The sequence below is a fragment of the Runella limosa DSM 17973 genome, from assembly GCF_000482465.1.
Taxonomy (GTDB): Bacteria; Bacteroidota; Bacteroidia; order Cytophagales; family Spirosomataceae; genus Runella; species Runella limosa.
Window position 1 is genome coordinate 86,272 of sequence record NZ_KI519430.1, and the last position, 15,372, is coordinate 101,643.

Below are 15,372 nucleotides of genomic sequence, written 5' to 3' on the forward strand. Positions count from 1 at the left end.
ATTGCCGTTTTGCCTTATTTTTGCCCCATATGAACACAACAGCCATTCATCAACCGATTTCCAAGCTCAAATCCCAGATGGAAGCGCACCTGCAATGGGGCGAAAGCAGCGTTTGGAATAATTACGATTTTGAAAAACTCAGCGAACAAATTGTTGAAAAAACAAGTGTGTCGTTGAGCGTATCAACTTTGAAGCGGATATTTGGGAAAGTCAGCTACAAAAGCGAGCCTTCCATGACCACCCTCAACGCACTTGCGCAGTTTTTGAACTACGAAGATTGGCGTGATTTTTTGGTCAAAAATCCAGAAAATATCGAAACTCTTCCCCCAACACCTATAACAACACCGACTGTTTCACTTCCACCTTTACCTACCCCCAAAACGACTTTATGGAATCGTCAACGCTGGACTTTGGTGGCACTGGTCGTTGTTTCGTTAAGCATTTTTAGTTTTTATTTTCTTTCGAGCAAACCCAAATACAATCCCAACGATTTTAGCTTTTCGTCGAAAACAATGCTCACCGAAGGACTGCCCAACTCAGTGGTATTTGACTTTGACGCGTCCAATGCCAACCCCCAAGATTCGGTCTTTATTTCGCAATCGTGGGACGTGCGGCGCAAGGTGTTGGTCAATAAAAACAACAAACATCATTCGTCCATTTATTATTATCCTGGGTATTTTCAAGCAAAATTGATGATTGGGAAAGAAATAATCAAAGAGCACGATATTCAAATCAAAACCGACGGCTGGCTTGGCGTCGTTGAAGCCGATTGGGGGATAGAACCTCTGTATTTTAAACAAACTGACATCGTAAAAACTTCCGTCGTTGAGATAGATAAACCCGTGTTCGACAAGTATAACGTTCCGCTAAACCCAACCCCACCAAAAATTCGGTTGTTCAACCAGAAAGACCTCAAGGGTATAATGACGGATAATTTCACCTTTGAAACTGAGGTAAAAAGTGGCCTACCCGAAGGTAGCAATGCTTGCCAGAAAGTGACGGTGATGTTACAAGCCAGAAACGACATTATGATGGTGCCACTCACGAGCGTTGGTTGTGTCGGCGATATTTCATTGGCGGCTTTTGGGTATTATGTAGCAAGTAATAAAGCCGATTTGAGCGGTTTTGGTTGCACGCCCAGCGAATGGACCAAGCTCAAAATAGAATGTAAACGGGGTGAAATGAAAATTTTTGTCAACAATAAAGTGGCTTATATTGCCAAAATCACGAACGCCCCTACCGACATCGTCGGCGTCCAATACCGTTTCAACGGCCCCTGCGGCGTGCGGAATACCTGGCTAGCGGGGAATGCTGGAAAAGTGATCTTTTAACGCATTCATTTTTTGCTCGCAGATTTTCCCAGATTTAAAGGCGCTGAATAACGCAGAAAGATCATCATCTGTGAGTTGTTTAATCTGTGTCTTTCTGTGAGAAAAACCTATTCAACAAGCTGGACAAACAGTTGTTGAAGCGTATCATCTGGATTTTGGCACAAGCCAGGATGCACGGGAGAAGACTGAATAATGGTGCTTCGGGTTGAAGTAAGCCACCGAAACCGTTCTGCAATAGAAAGTTGCCCAATACGTCCACCTTCTTTTCGACCTGCACAAATACGCTCGAAAGTACGTAGCCGCTCTGTTAATTCATTGCAACAAACGGTTGACCCAAAAACCTTGAGTCGGTCTTCGTTGAGGAGAAATTTGGTTTGTAAAAACCCTTGTGAAGGGCAATATAAGATAACCCCAACGTTGAGAAATTCCTCACGCTCTACCCGCGGAACAAAGCGGATGACGGCATACTCAAACAAGTAATTTTCTGGCATTTTGGGCTTCGTTGACAAAAATTTCTGACGCAGCTAGGCGCGTTTCTAAAAATTGAATATATACTTGACGACGCTCTTCAGCAGTCATCGAATTGGAGGCATCCACAAGCCATTCATCAGGAACAAAGCTAACAATCTCCCGAATACGCTCAGGGGTAATTTTAGCCTTAAACTCTTCATCAACAGCCTTTAATTCAGACGCTTGCGGCAGCAAAACATGGTCTTTGATAGGGGCAAAAGGCCGCTTTGCCTGTTGTTCCCAATTGTCCCATGAATGATGAAAATACAAAGCTGCACCGTGGTCGATGAGCCAAAGTTCTTTGTGCCACATCAACATATTGGTGTTTCGCGAAGTACGGTCAACGTTGGTGATAAGGCAATCGAACCACACCACTTGCGAGGCTAATTTTGGCTCAATGGTGGTTACCAAAGCATCGTACGTAATGGCCGCCGACAAAAAATGCAAGGCCAAATTTAGCCCCACACTGGCTTTTAATAAGTCCTGAATTTCTTCGTCGGGCTCGGCTCGGCTGAAGGCGATGTCGAGTTCGGTAAAGACAAGTTCTGGAATCTTAAACCCCAACGTACGCGCAAGTTCGCCCGCGATAAGCTCCGCGATGAGTGCTTTAGGCCCTTGCCCAGCTCCACGAAATTTCATAACGTACAAAAAACCGTCATCGGCTTCGACAAGGGCAGGGAGCGAACCGCCTTCACGCAAGGGCGTAACATACCGCGTTACGTTGACAGTTCGGAGGGGAGAAAAAGATGGACTCATTCGTCTTTAAGCTAAAGCTTCTCCACACAAAATGGGAGGCAGGATTGATTGAAGCTGGAAAGTTAGGGGGTTTTTAAGACATTTGGTAGTAGTTTGTTTTGAAATCCTTGCATTTTCATCCCGACAATGTGTAGTTTTATCACTTTGATTTTCTTTCAAAAAGACATGAAGCTAGTTTTGAGCCAGAAACAAAAGAAAATGCAGCCACTATGAAACCAACTCGTTTTTATTTATCCATTTTTTTCGGTTTTGGAATAGGGGTTTTTATATACAGCACCCTTTTTGGAGAGTTTTACCCCGTTTTTGAAAGCTTTTTTGATTCCCAAATACCTTCTCTACCACTTTTTGAAAACATTGTCAATACCACAGACTGGCCTAATGCCCTCATAAAGCCAACTGCCATCGCGAGCTTTGCTACTGTTTTTCAATGGATTGCAGATAAGACCAAGGCACGGCGACAAGAAAAGAAATAGCGTCGCTATTGAAGTTGTTTCACCAACTCTTCTTTTCCGATGTAACCCACATTTTTCCAAACCATGGTTTTATTTTTAAAAACCAGTACCGTAGGAAGCCCTTCGATACTAAGCTGAGAGGCTAACTCGGCGCTGTCGTCGGCATTGATGCGCACTACTTCGACTTTATCTCCCATTTCGGTCTTAATTTCTTCTAAATAAGGCGCCATTTTTTTGCAAGGCGCACACCAATCGGCATAAAAATCAATCAAAACTAGCTTAGGTGAATTAAGTGCCGCATCAAATTGGTCGCGGTTCATGCCCGCAGGCTTGGAGACGTCCACTATCGTCAATTTAGGGTTGTCTTTGATTCTTTTTTGGGCTTCTGCGGCAGAAATTGCCCCATTTTCGTTGGCTGTTGACGTCGTATTGGTTGGCGTTTGCTCGTTCGATTGTGTTCCACAAGCGCTGAGGGTTAGGAAAATTGCGAGAATGAGTGTGTATTTTTTCATTGAAGATAATTTTGTTGTTGTTAATCTTGAATCTGGCACAAAGGTGTAAGTAAAAAAGAAGCCTGTCAGGGACATTTGTCACATAATAAAAAAGACCTTCCAAGTTTTGGAAACTTGGAAGGTCTAGCGCCTAATAACAAAATTTTCTATCCCGTTTTTTTCCGAGCCGTTGTCGCTATATCGTCAAGGGCATGAACAAGTCGGTCGAGGTCTTTGGGGGTGTGATACACGTGCGGTGTTACCCGAACCCCTTTGATGTTTTCCCACTCAATACCCGTAGTATGAATCTTGAATTTGTTATAAAGTTGCCCGTCCAATTCCGACGTTTTAAGCCCATCAACTGACACCAAGGCAATCGCACAGGCATATTTTGGATTAGGGGAAGTATGTATCTTTACGCCAGGGATTTGACGCGCTTTATCCGTCCAATACCGCTGTAAATAATGCGCGCGAGCTTGTTTGCGAGCCGTACCGATTGAAAGTTGGAAGTCAGCGGCCGAACCAATCGCCATTTCGGAGGCAAATGAGCGCGTACCTAAACTTTCAAATTTACGAATATCGGGGCCGTCGGGCTCGTTGTTGGAAAGCAAAGCCCACACCTTAGAAATTTTATCTTTTTTAACGTACATCATTCCGCTACCAAAAGGTGCACATAGCCATTTGTGAAGGCTGGTTGCGTAATAATCGCAGCCCAAATCAGGGATTTTAAAATCTAACAAAGCAAACGTATGCGCCCCATCGGCAATGACCTCGATGCCACGTTTGTGGGCTTCGTCGGCAATTTTACGAACGGGTTGAATTTGACCCACCCAGTTAATCATGTGCGTAATGTGTACCACCTTGGTTTTGGGCGTAAACGCACTCACAAATTTATCGACAAAATAGGCGTCGTTTTCTTGGGGCAAATCAAGGTTAATCCATACCAACTTAATGCCGTCTCGCTTTTCGCGCTGTTTCCAAGCATTAATCATATTGGGATAGTCTTGTTTGGTTAACACAACTTCGTCGCCAGGTTTTAGATCAAGCCCAAAAATAACCGTGTTTAAGCCTTCGGTGGCATTACGGTTGATGGCAATTTCTTCGGCATCGCAACCCGCCAAATCGGCAAGTTTGCTGCGGAGCGCTTCACGGCCTTGGTCCAAAATCCGCCACATGTAGTAGCTCGGGGCTTCGTTGCAGTATTGGTAAAACCGAATGTGGGCATCCTGAACCGAACGCGGCTGCGGACAAACGCCGCCGTTGTTGAGGTTAAGCAAATTAGGCGAAACGGTATATTCTGTTTTGACCCAAGCCCAAAAGTCTTCATTCTGAGCGGCTTCTACGGGCGACAAATGCCCGATTTGGCGATTGAGGGTCTCAAAATTGTTCGCTTCGGCAGATGTAAGAAAAGGAGGAAGACTGAGCGCACCTGCGGTAGCACCAAGCGAGCCCAAAAATTGACGACGGTTAAACATTCGATTGTGAGTTTTTGAAATGTAATGCGGCTTACAATACTACAAAAAACTACTTAAAAAGGCTACTGAAATCGGGTTAAAAACAATACAAAATACTTTGATAAAATGTCCGTTAAATAAATGCTTTGGCAAAATGTGCTATTAACGGTATATGATTTTCTATCTTTGTATCCAGTCTTATGTCCGTTTAACCATTACTAATCATCTAACATCTCTACTCATTTATGAAACAGCTTCGTTTAACATCTGCACTTTTGGTACTTTTAATGGCTTTTGTCATTACCTCATGTAGCAAAAAAGACGAACCAGAACCTTCGATGGGCGACCAAGTCGCTGGCACATATACCCTCACCAAAGTTACGGTTAGTGGGTTTACTGCCGATATGCCGTTTACCAATCTTACCACGGGAGTGACACTTTCGGGAAAAATTGTGGCAACAAAAGTAGCTGACGACAAAGCAACGGCTATACTTACCCTTACCGATAAAGATAAGGCGGGTAAAGTGACTGACGATGTATCTAATTTGGGTGAAGTAACCCTCAAAAAAGCAGCTACGGGCGAAATTGAAGCCTACAGCGGTACGATAAAAGTAGCTACTTATACTGGTGGATTGCTCACTATTTCGGCGGTTGATGCAGATTTAGGCGCTATCTCTTTTGTTGGAAAGAAAAATTAATTTCCTATACTCAACGATTCTAGTGCCGTTGGTTACTTATCACCAACGCGTGAGGTTTCTCAAAACTGAAATAATCGAGGTTTTGAGAAACCTCCTAGTCAGATTTGAGAATCTGACTCCACTTTTGATTTGAGAATCTGGCTCCACTTTAAAAATCTGACTCCACGACTTACATTACTTCTTCTTTGGATGGGATTGACACCGCGCCACCCGCACGGGTAACGCAAATAGCGGATGCTTGGGTGGCTTTTTGCAGGCAAGTATCCAGGGTTTCACCCGATGACCAGTTGGCCAAAAAATAACCAATAAAGGTGTCGCCTGCGGCGGTCGTATCTATGGCTTTTACTTTTTTAGCATTAATGGATCTAATTTTGGACGCACGTTGGTAGCATGCACCTTTTTCGCCCAACGTCAGAAGGGTAGCTGCGTTGGGAAATTGTTCAGCCATTTTTTCCAAAATACTTTCTGCCGTATTTCGGCTGGTTAGTTCTTCACCTTCCACTTCATTGATGATAAAAACGTCAATGGTTTCCAAAGGCAACTCAAAAACACTGGATGTCATGGGGGCGGGATTAAAGAAAATTTTCAGGCCGCGTTTGGAAGCTGCAAGGAGCAATTCGGGCAAAGCATTGATTTCATTTTGTACCAATAAAATATCCCCTTTTTCAAAATGCTGAAGCACATCATGGATTTGGGAAGAATGGATGGTCTGATTAGCCCCACCGTGAATGATAATGGCATTTTGGCCGCTGGGCTCCACCTGAATAATGGCATGGCCCGTTGGGCCGTCGGAAACCGTTAAGAAATCAACGTTTACACCCCAATCGTTCAACTGATTTTTTATCCATAACCCATCTTCTCCAATAGCCCCTGCGTGATAGACTTGCACGCCTGCTTTGGCCAATGCGACACTTTGATTACAGCCTTTTCCACCCATAAAAACTTGGTACGACGTACTGGCAATTGTTTCGGCGGGTTTTACAAAATGGGGAACTCCATACACATAGTCGATGTTGATAGAACCAAAATTTAAGATTTTCATATATTTTTGGAAACGTTAGTCAAAATTAAATTTGATTGATTTTGCTAACTTTACCAAATCCACCTGTACATTCTCCCATGATTCACGAAAATTTACTACTTATTGTTGCCCTTTTGATGGCCGTCTCAATGCTGTCGATGCTCAGTGAAAAGCTAAAGGTTCCGTATCCCATTTTTTTGGTACTTGCAGGCTTGGTGATTAGTTTTATTCCTGGCATTCCAGTTGTGACTTTGAATCCCGACATCGTTTTTCTCATATTTTTACCTCCTATTCTCTACGCGGCGGCTTGGAATACTTCATGGCGAGAGTTTTGGGCGGCACGACGAACGATTAGCATGATGGCCTTTGGGCTGGTATTTTTTACGTCCACGGCGGTTGCACTCGTGATGCAGTTGCTCATTCCTGGTTTTCCGTTGGCACTCGGTTTTCTGTTGGGGGGCATCATTTCACCACCCGATGCAGTGGCGGCGACGTCGGTGCTACAAACCGTGAAAGTACCCAAGCGTGTCGTCACCATTTTGGAGGGCGAAAGCCTCATCAACGATGCGTCGTCATTGATCGTTTTTCGATTTGCGTTAGCAGCTGCTTTGACGGGAGAGTTTACGTTTTCCAACGCAGCTACTAATTTCTTTGTGGTGGCAGGTGTAGGCGTGTTTATTGGGCTTTTGTTTGGTTTTGCGCTTTTTTATATCCACAAATACCTACCCACCACGGCCAGTATTGATACTTCTTTGACCGTTATTTCTCCGTATTTGATGTACATCGTTGCTGAGTATTTTCACACTTCGGGGGTGATGGCGGTGGTAAGTGGCGGGTTGTTTTTGAGCTATCGTTCGCACGAAATGTTTTCCTACAATACCCGCATTCAAGCCTATTCGGTCTGGGATGTTTTTATTTTTATCCTCAATGGATTTGTCTTTATTCTGATTGGCCTCCAGCTCCCCGCTATTTTTACGGCGCTTCAGTTGTACACCTTGGCCGAACTTATTTTTTATGGTTTGGTAATCAGCGTTTTAGTGGTGCTTATTCGGATTGCATGGGTATTTTCTGGCATGTATTTGTCGTGTTTTTTCAACAAACGGGAGCGCAAATTGAGTTGGAGAAATGAGTTTTTGATTGCTTGGAGCGGAATGCGGGGCGTAGTTTCGTTGGCATCTGCTTTGGCCATTCCTTTGACCTTGGAGGGAGGCGCGCACTTTCCCCACCGCGATTTACTGCTTTTTGTCACCTTTGTTGTGATTTTATTTACGTTGGTATTTCAAGGACTCAGTTTATCACCCATTATTCGTTGGTTGAAAATCAGTGAGGAAGAGAACGAAGATAAAGAGCAAGAGGTGGAGATTCGGCTTCGTTTGGCAGATGCGGCGCTCAATCATTTGCAAACCAACTACGTTGCAGAACTCGAAACCATAGATGCCTATATCCGTATCAAAGATCGGTATCAACGAATGTCCGAAATTGCCAATCAGAAATTATTAAAGGAAGATACCGAAAAGGCGGTGCCGCACTTTTTGCCCAAATACCGCCGTATGTTGCTGGAGTTGGTCAATGTACGCCGCCGTGAGCTTTATAAACTACGAAATGAGAAAAGCTATTCGGATGAATTACTTCGCCGAAAAGAGCACGAATTAGACCTGGAAGAGGCCCGATTGAACGAATAAGGGCACGTTAAGATGTGCTATTTCTACGTTGAATTTCAGCTTGGAGGTTTTTGAGTTTATTAGTGGCATTGCGACCAATAATAAAAGCCGCAACCATCAATATGACGGGAAGAAATGTGCCTTTGTGGGTAGCGGAGTAAATGGCAATACCAACCAAAAAGCCAACAAAAACCGCTGTAGGTATGCGTTGCGACTTTAGCTTTTTCTCTTCTGCCCTTAACTCTTCTAGCGTTAATTGCCCATAATCTTTTGTGCCAAGCGGATTTTCCATATTTAAAGTGGGTTTGGTAGTTGATTTTTAGACTGAAAATACGTTAAAATTTGTTCAGCTTCGATATACTGATTCTGGGTGTACGAATAAATGCAGGTACACCCAGAATCACGCTACTTTTTCCGCTGTGCAGCCATCCATTCCATGATGGTAGTAGGGCGGCCGTTGAGACGAACGAGCGAGCCGTCGTAGTCGAGTTGGGCGTGGTTTACGTGCGAATAAATCCACGACCAATGTCCGTTGTAGTAATAGTTGTCGCCGCCAAAAAAGCCCGAAAGGTCGGTTACGTGGTCATAATAGCTGAAATACACGTTTTTAGCTCCTGCCTTTTTCAAACGCTCGTACACGGGCACTACCGTCAAATCAGGTTTAGTCGTGGCGTCTTCTTTGCAGTGGATAAACCACATCGGCACATTTTTGATGCTGCTAATTTGGGCGTCGGTAATGTACTGCGATTGGTAAGCCAAGGCACTGATATAGCCCGCCGCAAAATAGGCAGGTTCTTTTAAAATTAACTTGAGCGCCATGTAGCCGCCGTTTGAGCAGCCACCCACGTAAATACGCTTGGGGTCAATGTCGGGGTGCTGGGCTACGTACACTTTGATGAGCGCCATCAACCCTACGTTATATACATCCTCGCCCGAGCCAGGCTGCATCACGCCCTCCTTGTTGTGCATCCATGCGCCAGGGCATTGAGGCACCAACACGTAGGCGGCGCCAAAATACTTTTGAATATCGGCGGAGGCATAATTAAAAGCTTTGTTGCCAATCAGCGGAATTGTGGGGTCGGTGCCGCCTTCACCACCGCCGTGTAACCAAATAATCAAGGGGTTTTTAGCTGACTTATTTTTGGGCGTAAAAGCCGCGTACGACATGGTTTTGCCCGCTTCGTATTCATATTTTCCTGTCAAGTCAAACTCGTCGATGCCTAGGCGAAGCCTCGCTTTTTCTTTGTTCCACACTTGATTGGTTTTAGGGTTGGTAACGTTTACTTGGTAGTTGACCCACGAATTTCCTCTACATTGGCCACTCTGAGAGTACTGAAAAGGCGAAGAGAGAGGCATGTTGGGTGCTACGGCCAGAACGAGCGTAGCGTGCAAACCTTCTTTGATTCGGTTACCTTGAGCATCGGAAATATAGGCAAAGACCACCGTTCGGTTGCCGCTTTTGAGGGCATCGGGAATGGTAGCGCAGTCCGAACTCCGCGTTACGGCAACGGTAAAATCTTTAAAATCGACGTTGTTTGAGGGTGCACCCAGCGCAACAATCACTTTGCTGACCGCAGGGCCCCAATCGTAGCCTTCCACCACGAGGGTGTAGTCGCTCGAAGATTGAGCTTGGACGGGAGTTCTCCAAAAAAATGCGCACAAAAACGCAAAACAAATGACTTTGGTAAGGTGTAATACTTTCATGAAAGGTTAAAGAATAAGTGAATAGCCAAAGATAACTATTTTTTGAATGTCGAGGGCAGAGTGCAGAATGTCGAGTAGAAGGAGCTAATTCTCTAATTTGAAGATTTGAAAATGAGCAAATGGCTAATCATCAAGTTGAAATTTCAAATTAACTCATTAGCACATTTTCAAATTACCTAGCTTACGCTTTGCGTACAAACTCCGATTTGAGTCCCATCGAACCAAAGCCGTCGATTTTGCAGTCGATGTTATGGTCGCCCTCGGTGAGGCGGATGTTTTTCACTTTCGTGCCCGCTTTGATGGGTTTGGGGGCACCTTTCACGGGTAAATCCTTGATAACCACTACCGAATCTCCGTTTTGAAGGACGTTTCCGTTGGCATCAATTACTTTTAATTCACCCTCTACCACTTCTACCTCCGCATCTTCGGGGTTCCATTCGTGAAAACATTCGGGGCACACCAACAAACCATCGCTTGGATAAGCGTATTCGCTACCGCATTTGGGGCAAGGAGGAAATTCTGACATAGGAAGGTTTTATTTTGATTAGGCCGCAAAAGTAGAAAAATTAGTTGCAAAAAGACATACAAAAGTCCTTCCCAGCAGTTTATCCTGCATTACGCACGCCACTAAACGCAGGTAAATTGTCCATAATATTGGTTTGGCGGTGTTGCAACCCCCACTCAATCATCGTGTCAATTACCCTGTGCAATTGCTCTCCCGATTCGGTAAGTTCGTACTCTACTGTTACTGGAATGGTATTATAAACCTTCCGACTGATGATACCATTGACCTCCAAATCTTTCAACTCTTGCGAAAGCATCCGAGGGGTAATTTTTGGGATTTCTCGCTCAATTTCTTTAAAGCGTTTTTTGCCAAACAACAACGTCCCAATGATAGGCATCTTCCACTTTCCGTGAAAGGCATTTAAAGTGTCTTGTACGGCTAAAACGTACGATACAGGACATTTTTTTACGTTTTCAATGGATTTTAACTCTTGTATCATCTTGTTAATCAGATTGCTATACTTTTTGATACTGATATACTTTTGTATATCGCTATACTTTCCATAGCAAAGTTAAACTACTTTTGTGACCATCAAAAACAATTTTCACATAAACTTTTATAAAAATGATTTTAGTAACAGGCGCCACAGGACAACTCGGAGGAAGCGTAGTTGAGAATTTACTTAAAAAAGTACCCGCCAGCGAAGTAGCGGTATTGGTACGAGATGCAGCAAAAGCCGAACACCTCGCTGCCCAAGGGGTGGACGTACGTGTAGGAAGCTATTTTGATAAAGCATCGTTGGCATCGGCTTTGCAGGGCATCGACAAGGTGCTTTTGGTTTCTTCCAACGATTTTAATGACCGATTGGGGCAACACAAAAACGTAGTGGATGCCGCCAAAAATGCGGGTGTAAAGCATATTTTATATACGGGGATCGCTTTGAAAGACATCAACACCTCACCATTGAAACCGTTATTTGGCGATCATTTTGAGACAGAAGATTACATCAAAGCGAGCGGGTTGACCTACACATTCCTCCAAAACAGCCTTTATTTTGAGGTAATTCCACAATTTGTGGGGGCAAGTGTCTTGGAAACGGGCGTTTTCTTTCCAGCTGGGGAAGGTAAAGTGGCGTTTGCGTCACGTCAAGAGTTAGGGGAAATTACGGCTACTATTTTAACGACCGAAGGCCACGAAAACAAAACGTATCCATTGACGGGTTCGGAAGCCTATTCATTTGCCGAAATCGCGGCGGAGCTTTCTACGTTATCAGGTAAAAATGTACCGTACATTAATCCTGAACCAGCGGCTTTTGAGGGAGCATTGAAGCAATTTGGCTTGCCCGACGTTATTGTTTTGATGTCGGTGTTGTTTGCAGCAGCGGTGAAAAACGGCGATTTTGACCAGCCTTCACCCGTGCTTGAAAATATTTTGGGTCGCAAAACAACTACGCTATCGCCGTTCTTAAAGGAAGCGTTTGCATTAGAAACGGTTTAGTATGCAGTCAGTTAATTAATTGCGTATAAATTTTAGTGTATTAGTAGTTTATTTTGCTTCGGACAGGGCCGCCCGAAGCAAAAATTAAAAAAATATCCTTCTGCTACTACAAATGTTGCGCCTCTACCGAGGCTACTTTGAATTACTCTAGAACTTTCACTCAACTACTTAATTAATCACCTCGGCAGTCGGTTATGATTAACCGACTGCCGAGGTTTTGAGAAACCTCGGGCACGCAAGAAACCTCGGACACACAGGAAACCTCGGGCACGTCGAGTAGCATTTTTGTCTGCCCATTAGTTTTTATACCTTTTGGACTTTTAGTGGCTGATAGTTAGCTCTTTTTCACAACCCTATCGGCCTATTTATGAAACGTATCCCGTCTATCGACACCGTGAGAGGAATTGTCATGGTCATTATGGCCCTCGACCATATTCGAGATTTGATTCACATTCCCTCCCAGACGCTTGATCCTACCAACTTAACGACCACCACCGCATCCATTTTTATGACCCGATGGGTTACGCATTTTTGCGCGCCGATATTTGTATTTTTGGCGGGAATGTCGGCTTATTTATCTTCCCAAAAAGAAGGTAATCACTTGTTTTTAATCAAGCGTGGGTTGTGGCTCGTATTGCTAGAATTTACCGTTATTACCTTTGGCATTTGGTGGGATATTCATTTCAATGTATTTCTGTTTCAGGTCATTGCAGCCATCGGACTTAGTTTCGTGCTTTTAGGGCTGTTTCATCGGGTTTCTGCTTCGGTGTTAGGCGTGGTAGGTGTGGCTATTATGGTATTTCACGGTGCATTTGCGTTGATTCTGTTTGCTGAAGGCTCAGTCTTGCGGACGGTATTGACCCCCATTTTTTCGGTAACGGCCTTGCCATTGCCTTCTTCTAAAACGCTAATTATGGGGTATCCTCTCATTCCTTGGCTGGGCATTATGATGGCGGGATACGGCGCTGGAAGTTATTTTAAAAAGCCTGCCCAAGAACGAAAACTAATTTTTTTAAAACTGGGCGGGGTGGCTTTAGCCGCTTTTGTGGTGCTTCGTTTTACCAATATTTTACTCGATCCGCAGCCTTGGTCGGTTCAAAAAGATAGCTTATTGACGTTTTTGTCTTTTATTAATGTGACCAAATACCCACCTTCGTTGTTGTACGATTTGATGACGTTAGGGACAATGTTTTTGCTTTTATACTGCTTTGAAAATGCAGAAAACGCCCTCAGTCGTTTTTTTACTACCTACGGCAAAGTCCCCATGTTTTATTATTTATTGCATTGGTACATCGTCCATTTAACCATGTTTGCCATTCTTTTTGCGCAAGGATTTGGGGTCAAAGATTTTGAATTTGGGTTCAGTTTTGGCCGCCCCAAAGCAGCCAATGGCTTACCACTTTGGGGCGTATATTTGGTATGGATAGGAGTTGTCGGAGCGCTGTATCCGCTGTGTCGATGGTTTGGAAGATACAAAAAGGCAAATACCCACAAAACTTGGTTAAGATATATTTGAGTGCTACGGCAATTGATAGCGTTTGAAAAATTCCCAAATGACATCGTTGGCATTGATGGCGGTGGACGGGTCATCGGCGGCGACGCGACTTTTGACACCCCCAGGCCAGGAATGCCCTCCGTCGTTGGTAAAGTAAAATTCGATGGCGCTGTTGGTGCAATTGCTCCATTTGGTAAGGATGTAATTGGGGAAAGTACTGACCGTTTTGCTCGTTGAAGCGCAACCGTCATTTTTTACCCAAGTCGAAAGGCCATCGGCGACGGGCGGGAAGTAATACCCAAAAATTCCCGTGCCACCTTCGTAGGGAACTTTGGCGTCTAGCTTGGAATGAATGTGCAAAATCGGAACGGGACGCGTTGGCTGGCAGGTAGTAGTGGTAGCCAATGTTCCTGCAACGGGAGCAATGGCGGCAATTTTGTTGGAAAGCTCACACGCAAGTCGGTAACACATCATGGCGCCGTTTGACATACCCGTCGCATAGACTTTTTTGGGGTTGATGTTGGGATATTTTTTTATCAATTCATCAATCAAAACGCGGATGAATTTTACATCGTCAATGTTTTTCTCTACTGCGTAATCGCAGCACGTGCCTGCATTCCACGTGCGAGCGCCCAAAATCCCGTCGCTCTGTACGCCGTCGGGATATACAATGGCAAATTGAGCGGCGTTGGCCTTTTCCGTCAATAAATAATCACTTTCCATTTGTGATCCTTTCCCGCCTCCACCGTGTAGGGCAATGACCAACGGGACGTCGTTGGATTGGTCGTAATTGGGAGGAAGGTTGATTAAATAAAAGCGGTTTCGGCCATCTACGGTCAATGTCCCTTCGGTGCGACGAAGTGTAGGTTCAGCGGGCTGTGTGGGCTGGCAACTAAGGGCAAAAACGAGGAAAATCCCCAAAATGATAGATAAAGTTTTCATGGAAGTTGAAAGACTGTTTAATGGTGAAGGTGTTGCGGGTTAGATGCGGAGACAGAGTGAAAGTTTAAACTGTTCCCCTAAAAAAAGCTACTGACATAGGGTTGTCATACGCTGTCCCGACCTTTGTGTTGTTCAAAAAGCAAAAAGAAATTTTACCAAAAAACACAACAACCATGAAAACATTTATTGAAGTACTTGCCTCAGAATTGGAAAACGAAAGCATCGGAACACGTAAGATGCTGGCGTTGGTGCCTGTCGAAAAAGGCGACTGGAAACCTCACGCTAAAAACATGGCAATGAAGCACTTGGCTACGCACGTAGCGGAGACGGCGGGTTGGATAGAGTCAGTTTTGACAACGGAAGGAATAGACTTTGCCGCCATGCCTTACGAACCACGCAGCTTTGAAACGAACGGAGAGTTGCTTACTTTTTTTGACGAAAATGTTGCCAAATCAAAAGCCCAATTGTTACAAACCAAAGACGACGCATTGGACGGTACATGGACGATGCGCAACGGCGACGTAATTTTTATGCAACTTTCTAAATACGACACTATCCGTCACTCAATTGGCCAAATGATTCACCACCGTGCGCAATTAGGCGTATATCTTCGTTTGCTTGATATTCCGATTCCAGGCGTCTATGGCCCAAGTGCCGACGAGATGGGCGCGTAGTTCAACTATTTTTGATGAACTGTTGAATCTTTCAAATTCCTCCCTACTTTTGTGTTCATATTTCATGCACGGGGTGCTGTAAAAAGCTGAGATGATACCCGAGAACCTGAACTGGTTAGTACCAGCGGAGGAATGCAGGAGACAAAAGACGTAGGAGAACTAGCCCCATCGCAAGAGGGGT

Annotated in this window: 16 protein-coding genes, 1 pseudogene and 1 riboswitch; of the genes and pseudogenes, 7 read left to right on the top strand and 10 right to left on the bottom strand. The window is 44.4% G+C overall.

The window, feature by feature from the left end:
• Window positions 1–29 precede the first annotated feature (29 nt).
• A complete protein-coding gene (locus K339_RS0130080; RefSeq protein WP_028526910.1) occupies window positions 30–1,331 on the top strand; it encodes a hypothetical protein in 1,302 nt (433 codons plus the stop codon).
• Window positions 1,332–1,438: 107 nt separating this feature from the next.
• Here K339_RS0130080 and K339_RS0130085 read toward each other — a convergent pair whose 3' ends face one another.
• On the bottom strand, window positions 1,439–1,822 hold the full coding sequence (locus K339_RS0130085) for a DUF3037 domain-containing protein (protein WP_028526911.1): 384 nt from the start codon (window positions 1,820–1,822) through the stop codon (window positions 1,439–1,441).
• Window positions 1,800–2,597, bottom strand: coding sequence for a HipA family kinase (locus K339_RS0130090; RefSeq protein ID WP_028526912.1), 798 nt, complete (start codon window positions 2,595–2,597; stop codon window positions 1,800–1,802). Before K339_RS0130090 ends, K339_RS0130085 begins: the two co-directional genes overlap by 23 nt.
• 209 nt (window positions 2,598–2,806) lie before the next feature.
• On the opposite strand from K339_RS0130090, the gene K339_RS0130100 reads away from it, so the two are divergent.
• The gene (locus K339_RS0130100) at window positions 2,807–3,070 is read left to right on the top strand and encodes a hypothetical protein (RefSeq protein ID WP_028526913.1); all 264 of its coding nucleotides are present in this window, start codon (window positions 2,807–2,809) and stop codon (window positions 3,068–3,070) included.
• 5 nt (window positions 3,071–3,075) lie between these two features.
• On the opposite strand, the gene trxA is transcribed toward K339_RS0130100, so the two are convergent.
• Both trxA and K339_RS0130110 read right to left on the bottom strand, forming a co-directional pair.
• Window positions 3,076–3,561: a thioredoxin gene (trxA, locus tag K339_RS36825; protein WP_051398365.1), complete on the bottom strand. Its 486-nt coding sequence runs from the start codon at window positions 3,559–3,561 to the stop codon at window positions 3,076–3,078.
• Between the two features lie 146 nt (window positions 3,562–3,707).
• A complete protein-coding gene (locus K339_RS0130110; protein ID WP_028526914.1) occupies window positions 3,708–5,015 on the bottom strand; it encodes an aminotransferase class V-fold PLP-dependent enzyme in 1,308 nt (435 codons plus the stop codon).
• Between the two features lie 224 nt (window positions 5,016–5,239).
• Here K339_RS0130110 and K339_RS0130115 point away from each other — a divergent pair, with 224 nt between their 5' ends.
• On the top strand, window positions 5,240–5,692 hold the full coding sequence (locus tag K339_RS0130115; RefSeq protein ID WP_028526915.1) for a hypothetical protein: 453 nt from the start codon (window positions 5,240–5,242) through the stop codon (window positions 5,690–5,692).
• Between the two features lie 247 nt (window positions 5,693–5,939).
• Here the strand turns inward: K339_RS0130115 and K339_RS0130120 are convergent.
• Window positions 5,940–6,734: pseudogene (locus K339_RS0130120) on the bottom strand (ribokinase); the annotation flags it as partial.
• Between the two features lie 77 nt (window positions 6,735–6,811).
• Here K339_RS0130120 and K339_RS0130125 point away from each other — a divergent pair.
• Entirely contained in the window at window positions 6,812–8,395 is a 1,584-nt protein-coding gene (locus K339_RS0130125; protein WP_028526917.1) for a Na+/H+ antiporter, read from the top strand.
• Between the two features lie 7 nt (window positions 8,396–8,402).
• Here the strand turns inward: K339_RS0130125 and K339_RS0130130 are convergent, their stop codons facing one another.
• From K339_RS0130130 to K339_RS0130145, 4 genes are all read right to left on the bottom strand, one after another.
• Window positions 8,403–8,666, bottom strand: coding sequence for a hypothetical protein (locus K339_RS0130130; protein WP_028526918.1), 264 nt, complete (start codon window positions 8,664–8,666; stop codon window positions 8,403–8,405).
• Between the two features lie 113 nt (window positions 8,667–8,779).
• Window positions 8,780–10,078 (bottom strand): prolyl oligopeptidase family serine peptidase, encoded by a 1,299-nt coding sequence (locus K339_RS0130135; protein WP_028526919.1) that lies wholly within the window; start codon window positions 10,076–10,078, stop codon window positions 8,780–8,782.
• A 181-nt stretch (window positions 10,079–10,259) separates the two neighbouring features.
• Window positions 10,260–10,604, bottom strand: a complete 345-nt coding sequence (locus K339_RS0130140; protein WP_028526920.1) for a zinc ribbon domain-containing protein YjdM — start codon at window positions 10,602–10,604, stop codon at window positions 10,260–10,262.
• A gap of 79 nt (window positions 10,605–10,683) precedes the next feature.
• Entirely contained in the window at window positions 10,684–11,082 is a 399-nt protein-coding gene (locus K339_RS0130145) for a winged helix-turn-helix transcriptional regulator (protein WP_037302292.1), read from the bottom strand.
• Window positions 11,083–11,207: 125 nt separating this feature from the next.
• Between K339_RS0130145 and K339_RS0130150 the strand changes: the two genes are divergently transcribed.
• Both K339_RS0130150 and K339_RS0130155 read left to right on the top strand, forming a co-directional pair.
• Window positions 11,208–12,080, top strand: a complete 873-nt coding sequence (locus K339_RS0130150) for an SDR family oxidoreductase (protein WP_028526922.1) — start codon at window positions 11,208–11,210, stop codon at window positions 12,078–12,080.
• A gap of 367 nt (window positions 12,081–12,447) precedes the next feature.
• Window positions 12,448–13,596: an acetyltransferase domain-containing protein gene (locus tag K339_RS0130155; RefSeq protein ID WP_028526923.1), complete on the top strand. Its 1,149-nt coding sequence runs from the start codon at window positions 12,448–12,450 to the stop codon at window positions 13,594–13,596.
• 3 nt (window positions 13,597–13,599) lie between these two features.
• On the opposite strand, the gene K339_RS35345 is transcribed toward K339_RS0130155, so the two are convergent.
• Window positions 13,600–14,517 (bottom strand): CE1 family esterase, encoded by a 918-nt coding sequence (locus tag K339_RS35345; protein ID WP_051398366.1) that lies wholly within the window; start codon window positions 14,515–14,517, stop codon window positions 13,600–13,602.
• Between the two features lie 173 nt (window positions 14,518–14,690).
• Between K339_RS35345 and K339_RS0130165 the strand changes: the two genes are divergently transcribed.
• The gene (locus tag K339_RS0130165) at window positions 14,691–15,191 is read left to right on the top strand and encodes a DinB family protein (protein ID WP_028526924.1); all 501 of its coding nucleotides are present in this window, start codon (window positions 14,691–14,693) and stop codon (window positions 15,189–15,191) included.
• A 59-nt stretch (window positions 15,192–15,250) separates the two neighbouring features.
• Window positions 15,251–15,341: riboswitch (TPP riboswitch) on the top strand.
• Window positions 15,342–15,372 lie beyond the last annotated feature (31 nt).

Bases quoted from the DNA above. Each gene is read 5' to 3' on its own strand.
- K339_RS0130115 (WP_028526915.1), top strand. From the start codon at position 5,240: ATGAAACAGCTTCGTTTAACATCTGCACTTTTGGTACTTTTAATGGCT.
- K339_RS0130140 (WP_028526920.1), bottom strand. From the start codon at position 10,604: ATGTCAGAATTTCCTCCTTGCCCCAAATGCGGTAGCGAATACGCTTAT.
- K339_RS0130150 (WP_028526922.1), top strand. From the start codon at position 11,208: ATGATTTTAGTAACAGGCGCCACAGGACAACTCGGAGGAAGCGTAGTT.
- K339_RS0130090 (WP_028526912.1), bottom strand. From the start codon at position 2,597: ATGAGTCCATCTTTTTCTCCCCTCCGAACTGTCAACGTAACGCGGTAT.
- trxA (WP_051398365.1), bottom strand. From the start codon at position 3,561: ATGAAAAAATACACACTCATTCTCGCAATTTTCCTAACCCTCAGCGCT.
- K339_RS0130110 (WP_028526914.1), bottom strand. From the start codon at position 5,015: ATGTTTAACCGTCGTCAATTTTTGGGCTCGCTTGGTGCTACCGCAGGT.
- K339_RS0130155 (WP_028526923.1), top strand. From the start codon at position 12,448: ATGAAACGTATCCCGTCTATCGACACCGTGAGAGGAATTGTCATGGTC.
- K339_RS35345 (WP_051398366.1), bottom strand. From the start codon at position 14,517: ATGAAAACTTTATCTATCATTTTGGGGATTTTCCTCGTTTTTGCCCTT.
- K339_RS0130100 (WP_028526913.1), top strand. From the start codon at position 2,807: ATGAAACCAACTCGTTTTTATTTATCCATTTTTTTCGGTTTTGGAATA.
- K339_RS0130135 (WP_028526919.1), bottom strand. From the start codon at position 10,078: ATGAAAGTATTACACCTTACCAAAGTCATTTGTTTTGCGTTTTTGTGC.
- K339_RS0130085 (WP_028526911.1), bottom strand. From the start codon at position 1,822: ATGCCAGAAAATTACTTGTTTGAGTATGCCGTCATCCGCTTTGTTCCG.
- K339_RS0130165 (WP_028526924.1), top strand. From the start codon at position 14,691: ATGAAAACATTTATTGAAGTACTTGCCTCAGAATTGGAAAACGAAAGC.
- K339_RS0130130 (WP_028526918.1), bottom strand. From the start codon at position 8,666: ATGGAAAATCCGCTTGGCACAAAAGATTATGGGCAATTAACGCTAGAA.
- K339_RS0130080 (WP_028526910.1), top strand. From the start codon at position 30: ATGAACACAACAGCCATTCATCAACCGATTTCCAAGCTCAAATCCCAG.
- K339_RS0130125 (WP_028526917.1), top strand. From the start codon at position 6,812: ATGATTCACGAAAATTTACTACTTATTGTTGCCCTTTTGATGGCCGTC.
- K339_RS0130145 (WP_037302292.1), bottom strand. From the start codon at position 11,082: ATGATACAAGAGTTAAAATCCATTGAAAACGTAAAAAAATGTCCTGTA.